We start from the raw sequence: 23682 nt of genomic DNA on the forward strand, positions 1-23682 counted from the left end.
ATGGAAATCCGACCGATACTCGCCAGCCTGCGCAAGCACCGCATCCCGGCCACCCTGATCGTGCTGGAGATCGCGCTGGCCTGCGCGGTGCTGTGCAACGCGGTGTTCATGATCGGCCAACGCATGGCCGACATCCACTGGCCGAACGCGATCGACGAGCAGGGCATCTCGGTGATTACGGTGAACGGCACCGACCCCGGGCACGCCGCCAGCGACATTCCGCGCGACCTCACCGCCCTGCGCGGCATCGCCGGGGTCACGGCGGTGGCGGCGGGCACCAGCATGCCGCTCGACCAGAATCCGGCGCTGTCAGGCTTCACCACCACGCCGGACGGCAAGACCACGGTGAACAGCTCGATCTACTTCCTCGGCCGCGGCGGCCCGCAGGCGCTCGGCCTGCATCTGCTGGAAGGGCGCTTCTTCAACGACGACGAATATGCCGACAGCGGCTTCAAGGGCTTCAACTCCACCGGCCACGTGCTGCTGGTCACGCAAAGCGACTCGCAACGCCTGTGGCCGAACCAGAACGCATTGGGCAAGGTCCTGTACACCAATGGTCGCAGCTGGACGGTGGTTGGCGTGGTCGCCGACGTGCTGGCGCAGGATCCGAAGTTCAGCGGGCCGGGCGGGCGCTATTCCACCGTGTTCTTCCCGCTGCAACCGGATGGGGCGATGGGTGACTATGTGCTGCGCAGCGCGCCGCAGGATCGCGCGCGCGTTCTGCGCGAGGCGATGGACACGCTGAGCAAGCTGGAACCGGGCGCGGTGCTGCAGGGTGCGACTTATGCCGGCATGCGCGGCGACTATTTCGCCGACACCCGCAGCATGGTGTGGATGCTGATGCTGGTGTGCGTGGTGATGCTGGCGGTCACTGCGTTCGGCATCGTCGGCCTCACCAGTTTCTGGGTCGGCCAACGGCGGCAGCAGATCGGCATCCGCCGCGCGGTGGGCGCCACCCGCGGCCACATCATGCAGTACTTCCAGACCGAGAACTTCCTGCTAAGCACCGCCGGCGTGGTGCTCGGCATGCTGCTGGCGTTCGGCATCAACCTGTACCTGATGAGCCGCTACGAGATGAGCCGCATGCCCTGGTACTACCTGCCGGTCAGCGCCGTCGCACTGTGGCTGCTCGGCCAACTCGCCGTGCTCGGCCCCGCTCGCCGCGCCGCGGCGGTGCCGCCCGTGGTGGCGACGCGGTCGGTTTGATTTTCCCCTCCCCCTCCGGGGGAGGGTGCCCGCAAGGGCGGGAGAGGGTACGGGCGGAGCGTGGCGTTGCGCGCTGGCCGAACCCTCTCCCCCAACCCCTCTCCCGCGGGCGGGAGGGGGGAGCAAGGCATGGCCTCTCCCGCGAGCGGGAGAGGGGAGTTCAATCAAGGAGAGATGGGATGTTCGGCTACTACCTCGACCTCGCGCTGCGCAGCCTCAAGCGCACGCCGATCCTCACCGGCCTGATGGTGCTGGCGATCGGCCTGGGCATCGGCGCGTCGATGACGATGCTGACCGTGCTGCATGTGATGACGGATGATCCGCTGCCGGGGCGCAGCGCGCAGCTGTACACGCCGCATCTCGATCCCTTGCCGCTCGACTACAAACAGGGCGGCGACGGCCCCGATGCCAGCGACAACCTCACTTGGCCCGATGCGATGGCGCTGCTCAAGGCGCATCGCGCCGTGCGGCAGGCGGCGATGGCGGGCGGCTCGCTGCTGCTGCGCCCGGCAGGCGCAGGACTGCGACCGTTTAATGTGGATGGCCGCTATGCGACGGCGGATTTTTTCGCGCTGTTCGGCGTGCCGTTCGAACGCGGCAGCGGCTGGAGCGCGGCGGACGATGCGGCCAGTGCGCCGGTGGTGGTGCTGGCCGACACGCTGGCACGCAAGTTGTTCGGCGCAGCGAATGCGGTGGGGCGCATGGTGCGGCTGGGCGAGCACGACTACCGCGTGATCGGAGTGACGCAGGATTGGCAGCCATCGCCCATGTTTTACGCGGATGCCTCGGCCAAGCGCTACAGCGATGGCGACAAGTTCTTCCTGCCGCTGTCGACCGCCGTGGCCCAGAAGCTGGATGTCAACGGCAACTTCAGCGGCTGGGGCGAGGATCATGCCGAAACGCGCATGGTCAGCCCGACCACCAGCTGGCTGCAGTTCTGGGTGCAATTGGACACCCCTGCGCAGGTGGCGGCCTATCACCAATACCTGATCGACTATTCCGCGCAGCAGAAGGCGCTGGGCAGCTTCCAGCGCCCGCCGACGAGCGCGAAGCTGTATGGCCTGATGGGCTGGCTGGCGCACGAGAACCTGGTGCCGAACGATGTGCGCCTGCAACTGTGGCTGGCGCTGGGCTTCCTGTTCGTTTGCATGCTCAACATCGTGGCCTTGCTGCTGGCGAAGTTTCTGCGCCGCAGCGGCGAGATCAGCGTGCGCCGCGCGTTGGGGGCGAAGCGGCGCGACATCTTCCTGCAGCTCGGCATCGAGTCCGCGCTGATCGGCGTGGCTGGTGGCGCCTTGGGACTTGCCATCGCCCAGCTGGGTCTGTGGAGCATCCGCCAGCGCCCGGACGACTACGCGAAGTTGGCGCAGATGGACGCATCAATGTTGCTTGGCACGCTGGTGCTGGCTGTGCTCGCCGGCGTGCTGGCCGGCCTGCTGCCAGCGTGGCGTGCCTGCAGGGTGCCGCCGGCGCTGCAGTTGAAAGCCATGTAGGAGCGCGCCCTGCGCGCGATGGAGCCGGCGTCGCCGGCTTCTGCTTTGGAGACAGGCACGATCATGCAAATCGGACCGATTCTTTCCACCCTGCGTCACCACAAGCTCACTGCCAGCCTGCTGACGCTGCAGGTGGCCTTCACCTGCGCCATCGTCTGCAACGTGGCCTTCATGGTGGTGAATCGGGTGCGCCAGGTAAGCCTGCCGAGTGGACTCGCCGAGAGCGAGCTGTCGGTGTTGAAAGTTGCCGGGATCGACCAGGGGGAGAATCCGCAGGCGCGACATGCGATGGATCTGGCGGTCCTGCGTGCGATTCCCGGCGTGCAAACGGCGGTGGCGGTGGACAGCCTGCCGCTCGGCCGCGACGATTCCACCTATGGCACCTGTGGCAGCCAGCAGGCGTGGAACCACGCGATGGCGGTGCGCTCGCTCAATGGCGTGGACGGCTGCGTGAATCCAAGCGTCTACAGCGGCTCGCCGGGCGAGTTGAGTGCGTTGGGCCTGCGACTGGCCGCCGGGCGCGATTTCCTACCGGACGAATACGCACAGGCAAAACCCGGCTACGTCGCAGCCAACGTACCCAGCGCCATCATCACCCGCAGTCTGGCGACGAAGTTGTACCCCGGACGGGACGCGCTGGGGCAGAGCCTCTACATGGGCGGGCGCTCGCCAATGCGCATCGTCGGTGTGGTGGAAAACTTGTTGCGCCCGCGCCTGCGCGAGCCCGGTGTCAATCAATACAGCGTGTTGCTGCCCTCGGTTCCCGGCGATCATGCGGTGGCCTACGTGCTGCGCAGCGCGCCGCAGGATCGCGAGCGCGTGCTCGCGTCGGCGGTTGAAACGTTGACGCGGCTCGATCCCAATCGCTTGATACCGCCGGATGGCGTGCGCACCTACACCCAGATCCGCCACGACTACTTCCAGCGCGACACCACCATGATCGGCCTGCTGATCGCCTCCGCGCTGGGCCTGCTGTTCGTCACCGCGCTGGGCATCGCGGGGCTGGCGAATTTCTGGGTGCAGCAGCGCACGCGCAGCATCGGCATCCGCCGTGCCATCGGCGCCACGCGCAGTGACATCCTGCGCTATTTCCAGACCGAGAACTTGCTGATCGTCACCGCCGGCATCGTGCTGGGCGTGTTGCTAGCGGTGCTGCTCAATCTGCTGCTGATGACGCACTACGAGTTGCCGCGCCTGCCGCTGTGGTACCTGCCGGTTGGTGCGCTGGTGCTGTGGGCGCTGGGGCAGCTCTCGGTGCTGTCGCCGGCGCTGCGCGCCGCGCAGGTGCCGCCGGTGGTGGCCACACGGTCAATATGACGAACGGAGGCTCTGTAGGAGCGGCTTCAGCCGCGATGCTCTTGTACGGCACTGCGAAAAGGCAAGAAGCATCGCGGCTGAAGCCGCTCCTACAGGAATGAGGCATTGAATAAGGAGTACGTGGAATGTTCGGCTATTACCTCGACCTCGCGCTGCGCAGCCTGAAGCGCACGCCCATCCTCGCCGGCCTGATGATGCTGGCGATCGCGCTGGGTATCGGTGCATCGGTCACCATGCTGGCGGTGTTGCACAACCTGTCGGGCAACCCGCTGCCGGGGCGCAGCGACGTGCTGTTCCACCCGCAGGTCGATCCGCGGCCGGCGGACCTGCCGGGTGCGACGGAGGAGCCGCTGGACGATCTCACCTATGTCGATGCGGTGAACCTCTACCAGCTCGGCATCGCGCCACGTCGCGCGGTGATGAGCAGCAACTGGCTGCCGGTGCGCAAGGATGCGCCGGACAGCCCGCTGGCGATGTTCACCGATCGCGCCACCACCGCCGACTTCTTCGCGATGTTCGGCGTGCCCTTCCTTTACGGTTCGGCCTGGTCGGCGCAGGACGATGCGAACCACGCGCAGCTGGTGGTGCTGTCGCGGGCGATGAACCAGAAGCTGTTCGGCGGCGAGAACAGCGTGGGCAAGATCCTGGTGATCGCCACCAAGACTTTCCGCGTGGCGGGCGTGATCGACGACTGGAACCCGCAGCCGCGCTTCTACGACATCAATGACGGTCCCTTCGCCGACGCCGAGCAGATGTATCTGCCGTTCTTTACCTGGCTCGATCTGCCGCAGGATTACGGCTACGGTCCCATGCGCTGCTGGGGCAACGATCCGAACGCGGGCACGCACGACCCCAAGGCCAAGCAATGCACCTGGGCGCAGTTCTGGGTGCAACTGGACACGCCGGCGCAGGTGGCCGACTACCGCGCGGCGCTCACCCAGTACAGCGCGCAGCAGCACCAGCTGGGCCGCTACCAGCGCGAACCCAACGTGCGCCTGCACAGCCTGCTCGATTGGCTGGACGTCAAGCACGTGATCCCGGTGACCGTGCGGATGCAGACCTGGATCGCCTTCGGCGTGCTGCTGATCTGCATGGTCAACACGGTGGGCCTGATGGTGGCGAAGTTCCTGCGCAAGTCGGGTGAGATCGGCGTGCGCCGCGCCTTGGGCGCCTCGCGTCGCGCGGTGTTCCTGCAGTGCCTGGTCGAGGCCGGCGTGGTGGGTGTGGCCGGCGGCTTGCTCGGTCTGCCGCTGGCTTGGCTGGGCCTGTGGATGGTGCGCCAGCAGCCGGTGAGCTTTGCCGCGTCCGCGCATTTCGATCCTTCCATGCTGGGCATTGCGCTGGCGCTGGCCGTGTTGTCGGCACTCGCCGCCGGCGTGTGGCCCGCCCTGCGCGCCTCGCGCGTGGCCCCCGCCCTGCAGGTGAAATCGCTATGAGGATCCTCTTCCAGATCCGCCCCATTCTTGCCGCGCTGCGCAGCCACAAGACGGCGGTGCTGTTGCTGGTGCTGGAGATCGCGCTGACCATGGCGGTGCTCGGCAACCTGGTGTTCATCGTGTACGGCACCATGCAGCGCTCGCATACGCCGACGGGTGTGGCGGAAAGTCAGATCGGCGTCATCCAGAGCATTGGCGTGATCGGCCAGGACAATCCCGGCACGGCCGCCGGCAATATAGCCGTGCTGCGTGCCGTTCCCGGCGTGATGGAGGCGGCCTATGGCGGACCACCGCTTTGGTACGCGGGCGCCAATCCGATTTTCCTCGACCCCGCGCGCAAGCAGGCGGCGGCGCAGGCCTACGAGTTCCAAGGTAGCCAGGGTTTGGTCAGCACGCTGGGCCTGCGCGTAATCCGTGGGCAGTTGCTGCAGCAAGACCAATTGCCGGTAGCGGCCAAAATTACCGACAGCACGGAGTTTCCGGTGTTGGTGACCCAAGCGCTGGCCGCGCATCTGTTTCCCTCTGGCGGCGCGCTCGGCCACTTGATCTACGACGGTGGCAGCAATCCCATGCGCATCGTTGGCATCGTGGATCACCTGCGAGGCGGCATCACCGGGCGCACCAACGACGACTATTCCATCGTGGCCGAATACTTGGTGGGTGCGCAGAACCTTGGCGGAGGTTTCATGATACGCGTCAAGGATCCCGCGCAGCTGCCGCGAGTGCTGCGTGCCGCCGCCGCCGCCCTGCAGAAGGCCAACCCCGGCCATGTGCAGAGCAAGCTGTTCACCATGGCCGAGCTGCGTGCAAACTATTTCAAGAGCGACCTCGCCGCCGGCCGCATGCTGGTGGCGATCATCTTCATTCTGCTGGTGGTCACCGCATTGGGCGTGAGCGGGCTGGCCAGCTTCTGGGTGCAGCAGCGGAGAAGGCAGATCGGCATGCGCCGCGCGCTGGGCGCCACCCGCGGCGACATCCTGCACTACTTCCAGATGGAAAACCTGCTCATCGTCAGCGGTGGCGTGCTGCTGGGTGCGCTGTTCGCCTATGCGCTGAACCTGTTCCTGATGCACCGCTTCGAGCTGGCGCATTTGCCGTCGCATTACCTCGTGGTCGGCGCACTGGCACTGTGGCTGCTCGGCCAGCTCGCCGTGCTCGGACCCGCGTTGCGCGCAGCGGCGGTGCCGCCGGTGGTGGCGACGCGCAGCGTGTGATGCGCGGAAATTTTCATGTACGTAGGCCAGTGGTCATGGCAACCTTTTCAACCGGAGCCGCATCCATGCGGACATGTGCAGGAAACCCATGCGTACCGTACTGATCGTCGACGACAACCCTGCCGTGGGCGAGGCGCTGTCGCTGCTGCTGTCGCTGCACGACATCCGCCCGCTGGTGGCGCTGAACCAGGCCGAAGGGCTGGCCACGCTGGAGCGCGAGCGGGTGGACGTGGTGATCCAGGACATGAACTTCACCGCCGACACCACCTCGGGCGAGGAGGGCGTGGAGCTGTTCCGCGCGATCCGCGAGAGCCACCCCGACCTGCCGGTGATCCTGCTGACCGCCTGGACCCACCTGGAGACCGCGGTGGAGCTGGTGAAGGCCGGCGCCGCCGACTATCTCGCCAAGCCCTGGGACGATCACAAGCTGCTGGCCACGGTGGAGAACCTGCTGGAACTCTCCGAGTCCACCCGCGAGGTGAGCCGCGCGCGGCGCGAGCGCCGTCGCCGTCGCGAGGTGCTGCAGAGCACCTACGACCTGGACAGCCTGGTGTTCGCCTCCGAGGCGATGGCGCGCACGCTGGAGCTGGCCTGCCAGGTGGCGCGCGCCGAGGTGCCGATCCTCATCACCGGGCCGAACGGCGCGGGCAAGGAGCGCATCGCGGCGATCGTGCACGCGAACTCGCTGGTGAAGAAGGGCCCGTTCGTGGCGGTGAACTGCGGCGCGCTGCCGGGCGAGCTGATCGAGGCCGAGCTGTTCGGCGCCGACGCCGGCGCGTACACCGGCGCGAACAAGGCGCGCGAGGGCCGCTTCGAGCTGGCCGACGGCGGCACGCTGTTCCTCGACGAGATCGGCAACCTGCCGCTGCCGGGCCAGATGAAGCTGCTGCGCGTGCTGGAGACCGGCCAGTTCGAGCGCCTCGGTTCGGGCAAGACGCGGCAGGCGAAGGTGCGCGTGCTGTCCGCGACGAACGCCGATCTCAAGGCGATGATCCGCGCCGGCACGTTCCGCGAGGACCTGTACTACCGCCTCAACGTGATCGAGGTGAACCTGCCGCCGCTGGCCGAGCGCACGGACGACATCCTGCCGCTGGCCGAGCACTTCCTCGCCGGGCGCGCCACGCTGGGCGACGCGGCGCGCGAGGCGCTGATGACTTATCCGTGGCCGGGCAACGTGCGTGAGCTGAAGAACGCGATCGAGCGCGCCGCGCTGCTGACTGGCGGCAAGCCGATCACGCCGGAGCTGCTCAACCTGCCGCAAGTCGCACCGGCCGTCGTGCGCAACCTCGACGAACCCAGCCGCGAGGCGGTGGAGGGCGCGCTGCACCAGGCCGAAGGCGTGGTCAGTCGCGCCGCGCAGGTGCTGGGCCTGTCGCGCCAGGCGCTGTACCGGCGCATGGAGCGTTACGGGCTGACGGCGTAGTTACGGTATAACTGCGGGCGATCGGATGCGGGTCATTCGCAGGTCGCCACAAGGAACAGACATGGATCATCGAACGTTGCCGGCGTTGCTCCTTTCCCTGTTTTGCGCGGGTGCATGCGCGCAATCGGCAGTTGCGCCGGTTGCGCAGCATCCGCGCCTGCCGGGAGCCACGGCGGGCGCGGTGGCCGACAAGGTCCAGTTCCACTTCAAGGACGGCGACAGCCCCGGCATGCGTTGGGCAAGGCAGATGGGGCAGGGCGCGGCGCGCGTCGTGGCGCAGGATCACAAGATGACGAACCACACGCTGGTGCAGTACGGACGCCCCGGCGTGGAGTGCAAGGTCTCGGCCATGAAGCCGGAGTGCCCGTAGGCGTCCGGCGGTACGCACCGTAACAGCGATAGCCATAGCGTCACTTTGACTCGAACCGGTCGCCCAGGAGCCCGCATGCGAACTTCACGCCTCGTTGCCCTGCCGCTGTGCCTGCTGGCCTTCGCAGCCGTGGCGCAGACGGCGCCCGACCAGTGGGCGCGCGTCGCGCCTTCCGCCAGTGCCGCCGCTCCGCACGACTATGCCGTGCACGCGGACAAGCCCTCGCCGTTCAAGTTCAAGGAATCGCGCAAGACCTGGGAGAAGGAGCCGCCGCCGCCGCGCGCGAACGACCAGAACGCGGTGATGGGCACCGGGCGCGCCTGGCAGAACGGCCAGCCGCCGGTGAGCTGCGCGCAGACGCCGCACGATCCGGCATGCCGTTGAGCCTCGCCACGCCCAAGCAGGGTCGCCGCTGATGTGGCGCCGCCTGAATTCGCTGCAGTTTCGGCTGACCCTGCTGCTGGCGGTGGCCGCGGTGGCCGGCGCGCTGGTCTACGTGGGCCTCACCCAGTGGCCGCTGCCGCAGTTGTTCGACTGGCTGCACAAGGATTTGTCGGTGTCGTTGCGCACGCCGGCGCAACTGGGCATGTACGGTGGCCTCGTGGTCAGCGCGTTGGTACTGCTGCCGCTGGCCTGGTGGCTGGCATATCTGGTGATGTCGCCGCTGAGCCGCCTGCTGCGCGCGCTGGAAGGCGCGGTGGCGAGCTACCGCGACGGCGATTTCAGTTTCTCCATCGCGGCACGCCGCAGCGACGAGTTGGGCGAGCTGATCCGCATGCACAACGCGCTGGGCCAGACCTTGCGCGAGCAGCGTCAGCACCTGGTGCAGCGCGAGCTGCTGCTGGAGACGGTGGTGCAGAACACGCCGGTGGCGCTGGTGCTCACCGACGGCAACGGCCGCGTGGTCTATTCCAACATTGCCTCGCGCCACTTGTTCAACGAGGGCAAGAGCCTCAACGGGCTGGACTTCGCCGAGTTGCTGACCGAGGCGCCGGAGGCGTTGTCGCGCGCGGTGCAGGGCGGCGAGGACGCGCTGCTCAGCGTGGAGATGGACGGCAGCGAGGAAACCTTCCACCTGTCGCAGCGCGCGTTCCGCCTGCAGGGACGGCCGCACCGGCTGCACCTGTTCCGGCGCATGACGCGCGAGCTGTCGCGGCAGGAAGTGGCGACCTGGAAGCGGGTGATCCGGGTGATCAGCCATGAGCTCAACAACTCGCTGGCGCCGATCTCTTCGCTGGCGCATTCCGGCGCCGAGCTGGCGCGGCGCGGCAACCTGGAGCGCCTGCCCGGCGTGTTCGCCACCATCGGCGAGCGCGCCAAGCATCTGCACGGCTTCATCGCCGGCTACGCCAGCTTCGCCAAGCTGCCGGCACCGCAGCTGCAGACGGTGGAGTGGGAACCGTTCCTTGCCTCACTGGCGTTGCATTGCCATTACCGGCTTGCCGCGCCGGCACCTGCGCATCCCGGCCGTTTCGACCCGGTGCAGATCGAGCAGGTGCTGATCAACCTGATCAAGAACGCGCACGAATCCGGTGGCGCGGAGGACGAGGTAAGTCTGACCCTCCTCGATGCCGGCAGCGAGCTGCGCATCGAGGTGGCCGACCGCGGCCCCGGCATGAGCGAGACCGTGCTGGCACAGGCGCTGCTGCCGTTCTATTCCACCAAACGCTCCGGCACCGGCCTCGGCCTTGCGTTGGCGCGCGAGATCGCCGAGGCGCATGGCGGCCGCGTGCTGCTGGCCAACCGCGAAGGCGGCGGCCTGCGCGTGAGCCTGCGCCTGCCGCAGATCGGTTCGCGCTAGATGCGGTTGCCGGAGCGGCCGCAGGAGCGGCTGTAGGAGCGGCAGTAGGAGCGGCAGTAGGAGCGGCAGTAGGAGCGGCTTCAGCCGCGATCCTCACCACGCCGGTCGCGGCTGAAGCCGCTCCTACGACAACCGATGCGCTCGCCTATACTGAAGCTCTCACTGGGGAATGGAGCGGGTCATGGGACAGTTTCTTGCATTGGTCATCGTGGTGCTGGTGGTGGTCACCCTGCTCAAGATGGTGCGCATCGTGCCGCAGGGCTACGAATGGACGGTGGAGACCTTCGGCAAGTACACCCGCACGCTCACGCCGGGCCTGCATCTGTTGATCCCGGTCTACCAGGGCGTCGGCCGCAAGATGAACATGATGGAGCAGGTGCTGGACGTGCCCTCGCAGGACGTCATCACCAAGGACAACGCCGTGGTGCGCGTGGATGGCGTGGTGTTCTACCAGGTGCTGGATGCGGCGAAGGCGGCGTATGAAGTAGCCCAGCTGGAACAGGCCACGCTGGCGCTGATCATGACCAATATCCGCACCGTGCTCGGCTCGCTGGACCTGGATGAAAGCCTGAGCCAGCGCGACGCGATCAACGCCAAGCTGCTCCGCGTGGTGGACGAGGCCACCCACCCCTGGGGCGTCAAGGCCAACCGCATCGAGATCAAGGACATCGCCCCGCCGCGCGACCTGATCGACGCGATGGCGCGGCAGATGAAGGCCGAGCGCGAGAAGCGCGCGAACATTCTCGACGCCGAGGGCTTCCGCCAGGCGGCGATCCTCAAGGCCGAGGGCGAGAAGCAGTCGGTGATCCTCGCCGCCGAGGGTGAGAAAGAGGCCGCGTTCCGCGCCGCCGAGGCGCGCGAGCGCACCGCAGAGGCCGAAGCCAAGGCCACCACCATGGTGTCCGACGCGATCGCCAGCGGCAACGTCAACGCGCTGAACTACTTCGTCGCCAACAACTACATCGATGCGCTGAAGGCGATGGCCGCCTCGCCGAACCAGAAGATGCTGCTGCTGCCGATCGAGGCCACCGGCGTGATCGGCGCGATGGCCGGCATCGCGGAGCTGGCCAAGGAGTCGCTGGGCCAGCAGCAGGCGTCAGTCAAGGCCGTGCCGCCGCCGCGCTGACGCCTTGCTCGCCTCTTCAATGCTTTGAAAGGTGCAGAAGTGGGCGTTCGTGGAAGCCATCTCGACATCCGTTCACCCTGAGCGTAGCGCCGAAGGCGCGAAGTCGAAGGGCAGGGAATCCGGCCAATGAACTGTTCCGACTTCGCGGAACTTCGTTCCGCTAGGCTCGACACGAACGGGTTTCGATTTTGAGACAGGTACTGGACAAGGAATCTCCCATGCTCGGACAGATCGCAACGCATTACCTGTGGTGGATTCTCGCCCTGCTGTTGATCGCGGGCGAGGTGATGATGCCTGGCTATTTCCTGCTGTGGATCGGTATCGCCGCGGCCGCGATGGGCGTGCTGCTGTGGCTGATTCCCGGCATGGGCCTGCTGGTGCAGGCGGTGTTGTTCGCGTTGCTGGCGCTGGCTGCCTGCTTCGCCTACGCGCGCTGGCTGCGGCCGCGGATCGAGCGGCGCGCGCCCGGCGACGAGCGCCTGAACCGTCGTGCCGAGCAGATGATCGGCCAGCGCTACGAGCTGATCGAGTCCATCGTCAATGGTCGCGGCAAGGTGCGCGTGGGCGACGGCCAGTGGCTGGTGAGCGGTCCGGACCTGCCGCTGGGCAGCACGGTGGAAGTGGTCGCGGTGGACGGCACCACGCTCAAGGTGCGCGCCGCCGCATGAGTGCACCCGCCGCGGGCAGCCAGCCTTCCGTCACCGCCGCGCTGAACACGCGCATCGCCTTCCTGCTGGAGCTGGCACGGCGGTTGCACCAGTACGGCACCTCGGCGCCGCGGCTGGAGATGGCGATCGATCTCTCGGCGCGGCGGCTGGGCCTGCAGGCCGACGTGTGGTCCAGCCCCACCGCGATCATCATTTCCTTCGCCGACCTGGGGCAGGGCGACGAGGGCGTGGCACAGACTACCCAGGTGATGCGGCTGGCCCCCGGCGACGTGAACCTGGCACGCCTGTGCGAGGCGGACGCCATCGCCGACCGGGTGATCGCGGGCGAGCTGGGCCTGCGCGAGGGTTCTCGCCTGCTGCGTGCGCTGGGCGCGCCGGACACGCGCAAGGCGAAGATCAACACCGTCGCCAGTTACGGCCTGTCCGCCGCCAGCCTCGCGGCGCTGTTCCTGCACAGCTCCTGGGTCGATCTGGTGGTCGCCGGGGTGATCGGTTCGCTGATCGGCTGCATCACTCTCCTGTCCGCCACGCGGCCGCGGCTGGCGGTGGCCAGCGATGCGATCAGCGCGGTGGTGGCGACCGCGGTGGCGATCCTGGTCAGCGCGTTCGTGGTGCCGCTGGCGATCAAGTCGGTGGTGCTGGCGGCGCTGATCATCCTGGTGCCGGGCATGTCGCTCACCACCGCGGTGCGTGAGGTGTCCAGCGGGCACCTGGTCTCCGGCATGGCGCGCCTGGGCGGCGCCATGGCGACCCTGCTCAAGCTGGTCTTCGGCACGGTGGCGGCCACTGAGGTCTGCGCCGCGTTCGGCATCCATGCGCGCGATTTCGCGCTGCCGCCGTTGCCGGGCTGGACCGACTGGCCGGCACTGCTGGTGGCGGCGATGGCGTTCGCGATGCTGTTCCGCGCCGCGCGGCGCGACTGGCCGGCAGTGGTCGTGGCGGTGATCGCCGGTTACCTCGCCACGCGCTGGGGCGGCGAGTTCTCCGGGCGCCTGCCCAGCGCGCCGTTTGGCGTGTTCGTGGGCGGCCTGCTGGTCAGCGCGTTGGCCAACCTCTACGCGCGCGTGGCAAAGCGGCCGGGCGCGGTGATCCGCGAGCCGGGCATCCTGCTGCTGGTGCCGGGCAGCGTGGGCTTCCGCAGCGTCTCCTTCCTGCTGGAGCGCGACACCAGCCTGGGCATGGATACCGCCCTGCTGCTGCTCACCCTGCTGGTGTCGCTGGTGGCCGGCCTGCTGTTCGGCGAACTGCTGGTATCCCCCCGCCGCTCCCTTTGAAAAAGGTGATTGCCGAAGTCCCGGACTTCAGATCGCAGGGCCCTGGAAGATGGCGAGCCCGCTCGGCACGTTCGCCCCCTCTCCCGCTTGCGGGAGAGGGTTGGGGAGAGGGGGCACGCTCGCGAAACCCGCTTGTGAACCCCCCACAAAAAAGCGCCGACCCGCAGGTCGGCGTTTTCATTCCAGGCGGATACCACCCAATCAGATCAGCAAATCCTTTTCCTTCTTGCCGGCCTTCAGCGCCTCATTGAACCAGCGCGGGCGCTTGCCACGGCCGGACCAGGTCTGCTCGGCATTCGCAGGGTTGCGGTATTTCGGGGGCACGGTGCCGCCGCTGCGGCGCTTGCCGCGGGCGCCACCGAAGATGTCGTCGAAGCTGTAACCTTCGGCCTTGATCAAGGCGTGGACCTTTTCGCGCAGCTTGACCACCTTTTCCTTGCGCAATTCATGCTGGCGCGATTGCGCCTTGCTGATCAGGTCATTGAGCTGATTGTGGTTGAGATTCTTGATATCGACGGCCATCGGAGGCTCCCGGAACGATGAAATGGTGGTGGCTCGGATCAATGCAGGACAAATGGCATTGCCGGCGCGATGGCCATTCTTGCGCAAATAAACCGCCTTTGCAAAGCGAGCGGTTTCACAAAAAAACCATGGTGGCGTGGTGGTATTGCGCCTGGCCATTAACCGGGATAATCGCCCGGAGAAACGCCCCGGCCGTGAAAACAAACGGCCGCGCATGGCGGCCGTTTGTCGTGGCATTGGCGACCGGTTTTAATCGAGCAGACCGAGCAGTTCGTCGCGGGTCACGGCGCGGCTTTCCGCATCAACGCGGGCGCGGTATTCCAGCGTGCCGGCGGCGAGGCCGCGTTCGCTGACCACCACGCGGTGCGGAATGCCGATCAGTTCCATGTCGGCGAACATCGCACCGGGGCGCAGGCCGCGGTTGTCCAGCACGGTCTCGATGCCGCGTGCGGCGAGTTCCTGGTAGAGCGATTCGGCGGCGGCGGCGACCTCCGGATTGCCCTTCGGATTGATCATGCAGACCGACACGCGCCACGGCGCCATCGCCTCCGGCCAGACGATGCCGGCCTCGTCGTGGCGCTGCTCGATCGCGGCCGCCACGATGCGGCTGATGCCGATGCCGTAGCAGCCCATCAGCATCACCTGGGCCTTGCCCTGGTCGTCGAGCACGGTGGCGCCCAGCGCCTCGGCGTACTTGAGGCCGAGCTGGAATACATGGCCCACCTCGATGCCGCGGGCGAGGTGCAGCATCCCCTTGCCGTCGGGCGAGGGGTCGCCCTCGACCACCTGACGGATGTCCTCGACGCGGGTGATGCGCGCATCGCGCTCCCAGTTGGCGCCGGTGTGGTGGGTGCCGTCACGGTTGCCGCCGCAGACGAAGTCGGCCAGCACGGCAGCGCTGCGGTCCACGATCACCGGGATGGTGTCGGGCAGGCCGGCCGGCCCGATGAAGCCGGGGCGCGTGCCGGTGGCGGCGAGGATTTCCGCCTCGTCGGCGAGTGCGAATTCATCGGGCAATTCCGCCAGCTTGCCGGCCTTCACCTCGTTGAGTTCGTGGTCGCCGCGCAGGCACAGCGCCACCAGTCCGTCGCGGCCTTTCACCAGCAGGGTCTTCACGCATTGCGTGGGTGAAACGCCAAGAAGCGCGCTGACTTCAGCTATGGTTTTCTGGGTGGGCGTATCCACACGCTGCAGGGCGGCGGCGGGAGCGGGGCGCGGCGTGATCGGCGCCAATGCCTCGGCCTTTTCCACATTCGCGGCGTAATCGGAGCCGTCGGAAAACACGATGGCATCCTCGCCCGAATCGGCGAGCACCTGGAATTCGTGGCTGGCATTGCCGCCGATCGCGCCGGTGTCGGCCTGCACTGCGCGGAATTTCAGGCCCAGCCGGGTGAAAATGCGCGCGTAGGCGTCGTACATCGCCTGGTAGGTTTCCGCCAGCGAATCCTGGCCGAGGTGGAAGGAATAAGCGTCCTTCATCAGGAATTCGCGCGCGCGCATCACGCCGAAACGCGGGCGGATCTCATCGCGGAACTTGGTCTGGATCTGGTAGAAATTCACCGGCAGCTGCTTGTAGCTGTTGAGCTCGTTGCGCGCGTAATCGGTGATCACTTCCTCGGCGGTGGGTGCATAGCAGAATTCCTGCTCCTTGCGGTCCTTGATCTTCAACAGCTGGGGGCCGAATTTCTGCCAGCGGCCGGTTTCCTCCCACAGTTCCCGCGGCTGGATCGTGGGCATCAGCATTTCGACGGCGCCGGCGCGATTCATTTCCTCGCGCACCACGTTTTCCACCTTGCGCAGCACGCGCAGGCCCAGCGGCGACCAGGTGTACAGGCCGGACGCGAGCTTGCGGATCATGCCGGCGCGCAGCATCAACTGGTGGCTGGCGATCTCGGCGTCGGCGGGCACTTCCTTGACGGTGGCCAGATGGAATTGGCTGAGGCGCATGCAGGGCGATTCCGGACTGAAAGAATCCGGATTATAGCCGCGCGGAACCGTCTCGACGGTTCCGCAAACAGGCATGGCTTGCTCTGGCTCTGGTCATCAAGCTAACGACAGAAGCTGTTCTTGCGGGAAACGAGCTACAGCCTCGAAACGCCCCGTTACTACCCCGCGCAGAACTGCTGGTATTGCGCATTGGCGCTTTCGACCTGCTGCTTGCGCTGGGCGTCGTCCAGCAGCGCGGGCTTGCCGTTCTCCTGCATCACCACCGGGCCGCTGCCCTGCAGGGTGGCGAGGTTGGATTTCAGCGTGGCGCACAGCTTGGCGCGGTTGTCCGGGGTGTCGGCCACCGGACCCGCCGGGGTCGGTGCGGTGGCGGGCGCCGGCGCGGTTTCGGCGGCCGGTTGCGCGGCCGGGGTGGCGGGGGACTCCACGCCGCCGGCCAGCTTCACCTGCTGGAAACGGGTGCCCTCGGGCGGCGCCGATTGCGAGTAGTGCACCGTGCCCTTGGCGTCCGTCCACTTGTAGATTTGCTGGGCGACGGCCAGCGGGGCGACCAGCAGCAGCGCCACGACGATCAGCGAGCGGGACATGGAGTTCTCCAGGGCAACGCGGATGGGCCGGAGTTCCCCACCCCGGTGCACCGCATTAGTTAACCGCCCGCATCGTCCGGACACAAGCGGGTGATGGTTTACACTTCAGGCATCCTGTCACGGATTGATTCATGAGCGACTCCCTGCCTGTACGCCCGCCCCGGCATCGCGGCATCTACCTGCTGCCGAACCTGTTCACCACTGGGGCGATGGCGGCCGGTTTCTACGCGATCGTCGCCAGCATCGGCGGCCGTTACGGCGACGCGGCGGTGGCGGTGTTCATCGCCGCGCTGCTGGATGGCATGGACGGCCGGGTGGCGCGGCTCACCGGCACACAGAGCGAATTCGGCGTGCAGTACGACTCGTTGTCCGACCTGGTCAGCTTCGGCCTGGCGCCGTCACTGGTGATGTACACGTGGTCGCTGTCCACGCTGCGCGACTTCGGCCCGCTGTGGGGCAAGCTGGGCTGGGCTGCGGCCTTCATCTACGCCGCTTGCGCCGCGCTGCGGCTGGCGCGCTTCAACACCCAGGTGGGCGTGGCGGACAAGCGCTATTTCCAGGGCCTGGCCAGTCCGGCCGCGGCGGCGGTGTGCATGTCCTTCGTGTGGAGCATGGACAAGTCGGATATCACCGGCGCCGAGCTGTGCTTCATCACGCCGTGGATCGCGGCGATCACCGGCCTGCTGATGGTCAGCCGCTTCCGCTATTTCAGCTTCAAGTCGCTGCCGCTGGGCGACCGCCAGCTCGTGCCCTTCGTGTGGATCGTGGCGGCGCTGCTGATCCTCGTGCTGCTCTACCTCGATCCGCCGCGCGTGCTGCTGGCCGGGTTCACGGTCTACCTGCTGTCGGGCCCGGTGCTGACCCTGTGGGGGCTGGCTGCGCACCGCCGCCGTGGACGGCGCGGGGGCGTGGCGTGAACGCGCAGGCTGTCGCGCCCGGCGGTGCCTCGCACCGTGCCCGCGTGCTGCGTGCGCTGGGCCTGACGCCATGGCAGCGCCGGCAGGCGGCGGGGGACGGCGCGATGTCGCCGCTGGACGACGAGCCGTTGCCGGCCACCACCAACGCCGATTGCGTGGTGCTGTTGCCGGCGACGTGCGGCACGCGCGAGCTGGATCTGCTGGGCCGTGCCCTGAACTCCGCCGGCGCCGCCCTGGCGCGTGCCGGACGCGTGCGGGTGCAGCCCGGCGAAGCGGAGATCGCCGTGCCGCAGGCGCGCGCCTACCTGGCCTGCGGCGAGGCGCAGGCGCACGCGCTGGGTCGCAGCCTGCCGATGCAGGCGACCGCGCAGGCGCAGATCGTGCTGGTGGACGAGCCAGGCCGCCTGCTGGGCGATGCGGCCGCCAAGCGGCGGTTGTGGATCGCCCTGCGCACTCTGCGCCGCAGCCTGGCCACGACGGGGCACTGAGCGCCATGGTCGCGGTCGCCCGGCCGGCCAGCCACATGCGCCTGATGCGCATGGACGACCTCGACGAGGTCGCGGCGGTGGAACAGGCCTCCTACGATTTCCCGTGGACGCGCGGCATCTTCGCCGACTGCCTCAAGGCCGGGCATCCGTGCTGGGTGCTGTGCGTCGACGAGGATGTCGCCGGCTACGGCGTGCTGTCGGTGGGCGCGGGCGAGGCGCACGTGCTCAACATCTGCATCGCTCCCGCGTACCGCGGCCAGGGCCTGGGCCGGCACCTGCTCGGCCGCCTGCTGGACGTGGCGCGCTGGAGCGGCGCGCAGCGCGTGTTCCTCGAAGTGCGGCCGTCGAACCCGCTGGCGAAGGCCTTGTACGAATCAGTGGGCTTCCGCGAGATCGGCCGCAGGCCGCGCTATTACCCGGCGAAGGACGGGCGCGAGGATGCGATCGTGATGGCCCTCAATATCGCTGGAAGCGATATTGAGAAATAGGCAAAGGACGCTCTGGCTCTTCCTGCCAAGCACCCTCTCCCCCAACCCCTCCCCCGCAAGCGGGGGAGGGGAGCAAGTTGCTCAGCCTCCCAGCTTCCCCGCCTGCTCGCGCATCGCCGCGAGCTGGGTATTCCAGTCCACGATGCGCTGCCGTTCCTGCGCCACCACCTCGGCGGGGGCGTTGGCCACGAAGTTCGCGTTGCCAAGCTTGCCCTCGATATCGCCGCAGGCGATATCGAGAAATAGGTAAGGGGCGCTCTGCTCTTGTTGCGACGAGAGCCCCTCTTCCCCAGCCCCTCCCCCGCAAGCAGGAGAGGGGAACAGAAGCTCAGCCTTTCAGCTTTTCCGCCTGCTCCCGCAATGCCGCGAGCTGGGTATTCCAGTCCACGATGCGCTGCCGTTCCTGTGCCACCACTTCCGCGGGTGCATTGGCCACGAAGTTCGCGTTGCCGAGCTTGCCCTCGCACTTCCTGATCTCGCCTTCGACACGGGTGATTTCCTTGGCGAGGCGCGCCTGCTCGGCACCGAGGTCGATCAGCCCGGCCAGCGGAATCAACACGCGCAGCGAGCCGACCACGGCGGCCGCGGCGGCCGGTTCCGCGGTGCCGGGCTCGATCCATTGCGGCGCCTCGGTGCGGGCGAGGAAGGCGATCTGCGCGGCGAACTTCGCGGCGCGGGCGCGATCGGTGGCCTCGCCGCCGGCGAGCAGCAGCGGAATGGTCTTGCCCGGTGCGATGTTCATTTCCGAACGGATCCTGCGGATGCCGGAAAGCACGGCCTTGAACCATTCGATCTCGGCGGTGGCCGCATCGTCGGCCGGGAAGTCCGACGCCTGCGGATAGGGCCGCGCATATACGCTGGTTTCGGCGAGGCCGAGGCGCGGCGATACCTCCTGGTAGATATCTTCGGTGATGAACGGAATCACCGGGTGCAGCGCACGCAGCACCGCTTCCAGCACCACCAGCAGCGTGTGCCGCGTGGACGCCGCGGCGGCCGTGTCGCCGCCGTTGAGTGCTGGCTTCGACAGCTCCAGGAACCAGTCGCAATACTCGTTCCACACGAACTCGTACAAGGCTTGTGCGAGATGGTCGAAGCGATACGAGACGAAGTGCTGCTCGACTTCAGCCAAGGTCTGCGTGAGGCGGGTGAGAATCCACCGTTCCGCCTCGGTCGCCGGTTTTGTAGGAGCGGCTTCAGCCGCGATTTCGAGCGCCGGTGTCGCGGCTGAAACCGCTCCTACAGGCGCATCCGCGGGCGGGTCTTCCACATTCATCAGCACGAAGCGCGCCGCATTCCACAGCTTGTTGCAGAACGCCTTGTAGCCTTCGGCACGCTTGAGGTCGAAGTTGATGGTGCGGCTGTAGCTGGCCAGCGCGGCGAAGGTGAAGCGCAGCGCATCGGTGCCGATGGGCTTGATGCCGTCGGGGTATTCCTTGCGGATGCGCTTCTCCACCTTCTCGCGCACCTGCGGGATCAGCAGCGACCTGGTGGACTTCGCCACCAGCGGTTCCAGCTCGATGCCGTCGATCAGGTCCAGCGGGTCCAGCGTGTTGCCCTTGGACTTGGACATCTTCTGGCCTTCGGCGTCGCGCACGATGGCGTTGATGTACACCTCGCGGAATGGCACCTGGCCGGTGAAGTACTTGGTCGCCATCACCATGCGGGCGACCCAGAAGAAGATGATGTCGAAGCCGGTGACCAGCACCGCGCTGGGCAGGTAGATGCGGTCGTGCGACCAGTCGGCGACGACATTGCCGTCCGCGTCCTTCACCGCACCGTCCAGCGGCCAGCCCAGGGTGGAGAACGGCCACAGCGCGGAGGAGAACCAGGTGTCGAGCACGTCCTCGTCCTGCTTCAACGCGCCCACCGGCGCGACGGCGGCATGCGCGCGCGCATCGGCTTCGTCCTCGCCCACGAAGATGCTGCCGGCCTCGTCGTACCACGCGGGGATGCGATGGCCCCACCAGAGCTGGCGGCTGATGCACCAGTCCTGGATGTTGTCCAGCCACTGCGTGTACGTGGTCGCCCAGTTCTCGGGCACGAACCTGATCTCGCCCGAGCGCACGGCGTCCAGCGCGGGTTCGGTGATCGCCTTGCGGCCGCCCGGACGACCATCCGTCTGGACGTCCGAAGTGAGGTCGACGAACCACTGGTCGGTGAGCATGGGCTCGATCACCGCATCGGAGCGCTGGCTCACCGGCACCTGCAGCTTGTGCGCCTTGGTTTCGACCAGCAGGCCGGCGGCTTCGAGGTCGGCCAGCACGCGCTTGCGGGCGTCGTAGCGGTCGAGGCCGCGATAGGTTTCCGGCGCGTTGTCGTTGACCTTCGCGTCCAGCGTGAAGATGGTGATCGGCGCCAGCTTGTGGCGCTGGCCGATCGCGTAGTCGTTGAAGTCGTGCGCCGGGGTGATTTTCACGCAGCCGGTGCCGAACTCGCGGTCGACGTAGTCGTCGGCGATCACCGGGATCTGCCGGCCGCTCAGCGGCAGGGTGAGCGTCTTGCCGACCAGGTGGGCATAGCGCTCGTCCTCCGGGTGCACGGCCACGGCGACGTCGCCCAGCATGGTTTCCGGGCGCGTGGTGGCGACCACCAGCGATTCGTCGCTGCCGGTCACGGGATAGCGGATCGACCACATGTGGCCGTCGCGCTCGACGTTGTTCACCTCGAGGTCCGACACTGCCGTGCCCAGCACCGGGTCCCAGTTCACCAGCCGGTTGCCGCGGTAGATCAGGCCGGCGCGGTACCACTCCACGAACACCTTGCGTACCGCGGCGGAGAGGCCCTCGTCCATGGTGAAGCGTTCGCGCGACCAGTCGGCGGCGGCGCCGATGCGGCGCATCTGGTTGGTGATGGTGGAGCCGGATTCCTCCTTCCACTGCCACACGCGTTCCACGAACGGCTCGCGGCCCAGGTCATGGCGGGTCTTGCCTTCGGCGGCGAGCTGGTTCTCCACGATCTTCTGGGTGGCGATGCCCGCGTGGTCGGTGCCCACCTGCCACAGCACGTTCATGCCGCGCATGCGCTGGTAGCGCACCAGCATGTCCATCACGGTCTGCTGGAACGCATGGCCCATGTGCAGCGTGCCGGTGACGTTCGGCGGCGGCAGCAGGATGCAGTAGGGCTCGCCCGAGCCCGTGGGCTTGAACGCGCCGCTGGCTTCCCAGCGGGCGTACCACGTCGACTCGATCTGGGCGGGTTCGAAACTCTTTTCCATGGGGGCTCGCGATGGCGCGCACCGGTCGGGTGCGGGATCTGGCGTCAAAGCTTGGAATTGTACGGCAGGGGCAGGGCTGACAAAACGCGGGCGCCTCGGCAGCCCTGCCGCCAGGCGGCCACGGGCGGCTCAGGGTTCGACCAGCTCGCCGCCCCAACTGGCGGGATCGGCGTCGGCGACGGTCTGCGTGAACGTCCACAGGTGGCCGCCGGGGTCCATCGCCGAATACTGGCGCTCGCCGTAGGGCCAACTGGTCGGCTCGCTGACGATGCGTGCTCTCGCGGCAACGGCTTGCGCATGGTGCGCGTCGGCATCGTCCACCCGCACCATCACGGACTGACGCGGCAAATGTTCGCCGTTTTCCGGGCCGGCATCGCTCACGACCACCGCGCCATCGCCATAGGCGAGCTGGATGCGGTGGTCGCCGATGCGCAGCCGTGGGCGGAACCCGAACGCCCGGCACAGCCAGTCGGCCGCCGCGGGCACGTCGGCGTAGCCGAGCACGGGGATGATGGTGGCGTTCGGGATGGATCGATTGCTGCGCATGAGCGGATCTCCATGCCACTGCCTGCCCGATGCAGGGTGCGGGCGGCGAGGCCTGATGCCCCGCCCGGGGATCATCCCAACTTCTGCGTGATCACGTAAGTGGCGATGGCGCAGGCGCTGGCGACGTTCATCGACGAATTGTGGCCCCGCATCGGGATGTGCACGGTGGCGTCCGTGGCGTCGAGCAGGGCCTGGCAGATGCCGACGCTCTCGTTGCCGAGCACCAGGCAGATCCGGTCGCCCGGGGCAACCCGCAGTTGCCCCAATGCGATGCTGGCGGAGGTGAGTTCGAGGCCGACGATGCGGTAGCCGGCAGCCTTCAGCGCGACCACCACGGGCAGGGGATCGCTGGCGTACTCCCAGGGCACGTGCTGCTCGGTGTGGCGGGCGGCGGTGTGCAGCTTGGGATGCGGCGGCGTGCAGGTCGTGCCGGCGAGGAGGAGCTTTTCCACGCCCAGCGCATCCGCAAGGCGGAACAGGCTGCCCACGTTCGCTGGTCGCCGCACGTTGTGCGCCAGCATGCAGAGCGGGTGCTTGCCTGTCGCGGGGCGGTGCGCGTGGTGGTCGAGCTGGGTATTCGACATATGGGGAAATGTGGGTCGCGGCTGAAGCCGCTCCTACAACGACATACCTGTAGGAGCGGCTTCAGCCGCGATGACACATGGCGATCAGGAACGATAGTGGTTGATGCTGTCGCGCAGTTCCATCGCCGCGGCCCGCGCGGCCCGCGCGAAATCCTCGCCGCTGCCGGCGTAGAGGATGGCGCGCGACGAGCTGATCATCAGACCCGTGCCGTCCGCGGTCAGGCCGTGCTGCAGCACGGCGGCCACGTCGCCGCCCTGGGCGCCGATGCCGGGCACCAGCAGGGGCATGTCGCCCACCACGTCGCGCACCTGGCCCAGTTCCTCCGGCCAGGTGGCGCCGGTGACCAGGGCGCAGTTGCCGTGGGCGTTCCAGTCGCGCGCGATGGTCTCGGCCACGCGCAGGTAGAGCGGCACGCCGCCGCAGTCCAGCGCCTGGAAGTCCGCGCCGCCGGGGTTGGAGGTACGGCAGAGCAGGATCACGCCCTTGTCGGCGCGATCGAGGAAGGGTTGCGCCGAGTCGCGGCCGAGGTAGGGGTTCAGCGTCACTGCATCGGCGCGATAACGCTCGAAGGCCTCGCTGGCGTAGTGCTGCGCGGTGCTGCCGATGTCGCCGCGCTTGGCGTCGAGGATCACCGGCACGCCGGGATGTTTTTCGTGGATGTGCGCGATCAGCCGCTCCAGCGCCTCTTCCGCGCGCAGCGCCGCGAAGTGCGCGATCTGCGGCTTGAACGCGCAGGCGAGGTCGGCGGTGGCGTCGACGATGGCGGCGCAGAACGCGAACACCGCGTCGGGCAGGTCGCGCAGGTGCGCGGGAAACTTCGCCGGTTCCGGATCGAGGCCCACGCAGACCAGCGTGCCGTGCTCGTGCCAGCGCTGTCGCAGGGTGTCGTGGAAGCGCATGGCGCGTGCCTCGGGCAAGGAAGTGGCTGCACAGTTTAAGGGAAGCGCAGCGGGCACGCGGCATGGCGAACGGGTTGGCGGGATCGCACCGATGGGCGTGTTTGGCCTTCCATTTGTGCCTGATCGGACCTAAGGTCCCAAGGGGTGTGCCGGATCCATCC

The 23682-nt window shown here is 67.6% G+C and carries 22 protein-coding genes and 1 pseudogene; 15 read left to right on the plus strand and 8 right to left on the minus strand.

Annotated features, from left to right (window positions below; translation table 11 throughout):
- The 12 genes from AB7878_RS13550 (at position 1) to AB7878_RS13605 (ending at position 13328) form a co-directional block, all read left to right on the plus strand.
- On the plus strand, positions 1-1206 hold the full coding sequence (locus tag AB7878_RS13550; RefSeq protein ID WP_369494858.1) for an ABC transporter permease: 1206 nt from the start codon (positions 1-3) through the stop codon (positions 1204-1206).
- Between the two features lie 179 nt (positions 1207-1385).
- Positions 1386-2699, plus strand: coding sequence for an ABC transporter permease (locus AB7878_RS13555; RefSeq protein ID WP_369494859.1), 1314 nt, complete (start codon positions 1386-1388; stop codon positions 2697-2699).
- Positions 2700-2762: 63 nt separating this feature from the next.
- Positions 2763-4016 carry an ABC transporter permease gene (locus tag AB7878_RS13560; RefSeq protein ID WP_369494860.1) on the plus strand — a complete coding sequence of 418 codons (1254 nt, stop codon included), beginning with the start codon at positions 2763-2765 and terminating at the stop codon, positions 4014-4016.
- 125 nt (positions 4017-4141) lie between these two features.
- Positions 4142-5452: an ABC transporter permease gene (locus AB7878_RS13565; RefSeq protein ID WP_369494861.1), complete on the plus strand. Its 1311-nt coding sequence runs from the start codon at positions 4142-4144 to the stop codon at positions 5450-5452.
- Entirely contained in the window at positions 5449-6666 is a 1218-nt protein-coding gene (locus tag AB7878_RS13570) for an ABC transporter permease (protein ID WP_369494862.1), read from the plus strand. The genes AB7878_RS13565 and AB7878_RS13570 overlap by 4 nt, the downstream gene beginning before the upstream one ends.
- Positions 6667-6754: 88 nt before the next feature.
- Positions 6755-8089 (plus strand): sigma-54-dependent transcriptional regulator, encoded by a 1335-nt coding sequence (locus tag AB7878_RS13575; RefSeq protein ID WP_369494863.1) that lies wholly within the window; start codon positions 6755-6757, stop codon positions 8087-8089.
- Between the two features lie 61 nt (positions 8090-8150).
- Positions 8151-8459 (plus strand): hypothetical protein, encoded by a 309-nt coding sequence (locus tag AB7878_RS13580; protein WP_369494864.1) that lies wholly within the window; start codon positions 8151-8153, stop codon positions 8457-8459.
- A 75-nt stretch (positions 8460-8534) separates the two neighbouring features.
- Positions 8535-8843, plus strand: a complete 309-nt coding sequence (locus AB7878_RS13585; RefSeq protein WP_369494865.1) for a hypothetical protein — start codon at positions 8535-8537, stop codon at positions 8841-8843.
- 31 nt (positions 8844-8874) lie between these two features.
- Entirely contained in the window at positions 8875-10260 is a 1386-nt protein-coding gene (locus tag AB7878_RS13590; RefSeq protein ID WP_369494866.1) for a sensor histidine kinase, read from the plus strand.
- Positions 10261-10441: 181 nt separating this feature from the next.
- Entirely contained in the window at positions 10442-11386 is a 945-nt protein-coding gene (locus tag AB7878_RS13595) for an SPFH domain-containing protein (RefSeq protein ID WP_369494867.1), read from the plus strand.
- A 218-nt stretch (positions 11387-11604) separates the two neighbouring features.
- Positions 11605-12054, plus strand: a complete 450-nt coding sequence (locus tag AB7878_RS13600; RefSeq protein WP_369494868.1) for an NfeD family protein — start codon at positions 11605-11607, stop codon at positions 12052-12054.
- Positions 12051-13328: a threonine/serine exporter family protein gene (locus AB7878_RS13605; RefSeq protein ID WP_369494869.1), complete on the plus strand. Its 1278-nt coding sequence runs from the start codon at positions 12051-12053 to the stop codon at positions 13326-13328. The genes AB7878_RS13600 and AB7878_RS13605 overlap by 4 nt, the downstream gene beginning before the upstream one ends.
- 201 nt (positions 13329-13529) lie before the next feature.
- Here the strand turns inward: AB7878_RS13605 and AB7878_RS13610 are convergent, their stop codons facing one another.
- The 3 genes from AB7878_RS13610 to AB7878_RS13620 form a co-directional block, all read right to left on the minus strand.
- On the minus strand, positions 13530-13850 hold the full coding sequence (locus AB7878_RS13610; RefSeq protein ID WP_369495772.1) for an H-NS histone family protein: 321 nt from the start codon (positions 13848-13850) through the stop codon (positions 13530-13532).
- A 249-nt stretch (positions 13851-14099) separates the two neighbouring features.
- A complete protein-coding gene (locus AB7878_RS13615) occupies positions 14100-15797 on the minus strand; it encodes a proline--tRNA ligase (RefSeq protein WP_369494870.1) in 1698 nt (565 codons plus the stop codon).
- 158 nt (positions 15798-15955) lie between these two features.
- Positions 15956-16384: a DUF4124 domain-containing protein gene (locus AB7878_RS13620; RefSeq protein WP_369494871.1), complete on the minus strand. Its 429-nt coding sequence runs from the start codon at positions 16382-16384 to the stop codon at positions 15956-15958.
- Between the two features lie 131 nt (positions 16385-16515).
- On the opposite strand from AB7878_RS13620, the gene AB7878_RS13625 reads away from it, so the two are divergent.
- From AB7878_RS13625 to rimI, 3 genes are read left to right on the plus strand one after another with little or no spacing between them, the layout of a single operon-like run.
- On the plus strand, positions 16516-17301 hold the full coding sequence (locus AB7878_RS13625; protein WP_369494872.1) for a CDP-alcohol phosphatidyltransferase family protein: 786 nt from the start codon (positions 16516-16518) through the stop codon (positions 17299-17301).
- The gene (locus AB7878_RS13630; protein WP_369494873.1) at positions 17298-17789 is read left to right on the plus strand and encodes a hypothetical protein; all 492 of its coding nucleotides are present in this window, start codon (positions 17298-17300) and stop codon (positions 17787-17789) included. Before AB7878_RS13625 ends, AB7878_RS13630 begins: the two co-directional genes overlap by 4 nt.
- Positions 17790-17794: 5 nt before the next feature.
- Positions 17795-18277 carry a ribosomal protein S18-alanine N-acetyltransferase gene (gene rimI / locus AB7878_RS13635; protein ID WP_369494874.1) on the plus strand — a complete coding sequence of 161 codons (483 nt, stop codon included), beginning with the start codon at positions 17795-17797 and terminating at the stop codon, positions 18275-18277.
- Positions 18278-18358: 81 nt separating this feature from the next.
- Here rimI and AB7878_RS18515 read toward each other — a convergent pair.
- The 5 genes and pseudogenes from AB7878_RS18515 to pyrF form a co-directional block, all read right to left on the minus strand.
- Positions 18359-18496: pseudogene (locus AB7878_RS18515) on the minus strand (hypothetical protein); the annotation flags it as partial.
- Between the two features lie 109 nt (positions 18497-18605).
- Positions 18606-21491 carry a valine--tRNA ligase gene (locus AB7878_RS13645; RefSeq protein ID WP_369494875.1) on the minus strand — a complete coding sequence of 962 codons (2886 nt, stop codon included), beginning with the start codon at positions 21489-21491 and terminating at the stop codon, positions 18606-18608.
- Positions 21492-21620: 129 nt separating this feature from the next.
- Complete coding sequence (locus AB7878_RS13650) at positions 21621-22037, minus strand: VOC family protein (protein ID WP_369494876.1); 417 nt, start codon at positions 22035-22037, stop codon at positions 21621-21623.
- A gap of 71 nt (positions 22038-22108) precedes the next feature.
- Positions 22109-22621 carry a TrmH family RNA methyltransferase gene (locus AB7878_RS13655; protein WP_369494877.1) on the minus strand — a complete coding sequence of 171 codons (513 nt, stop codon included), beginning with the start codon at positions 22619-22621 and terminating at the stop codon, positions 22109-22111.
- A gap of 84 nt (positions 22622-22705) precedes the next feature.
- Positions 22706-23521, minus strand: a complete 816-nt coding sequence (pyrF, locus tag AB7878_RS13660; RefSeq protein ID WP_369494878.1) for an orotidine-5'-phosphate decarboxylase — start codon at positions 23519-23521, stop codon at positions 22706-22708.
- Positions 23522-23682: the final 161 nt, after the last annotated feature.

Origin of the sequence: Rhodanobacter humi, from assembly GCF_041107455.1 — a bacterium.
Classification (GTDB): domain Bacteria; phylum Pseudomonadota; class Gammaproteobacteria; order Xanthomonadales; family Rhodanobacteraceae; genus Rhodanobacter_A.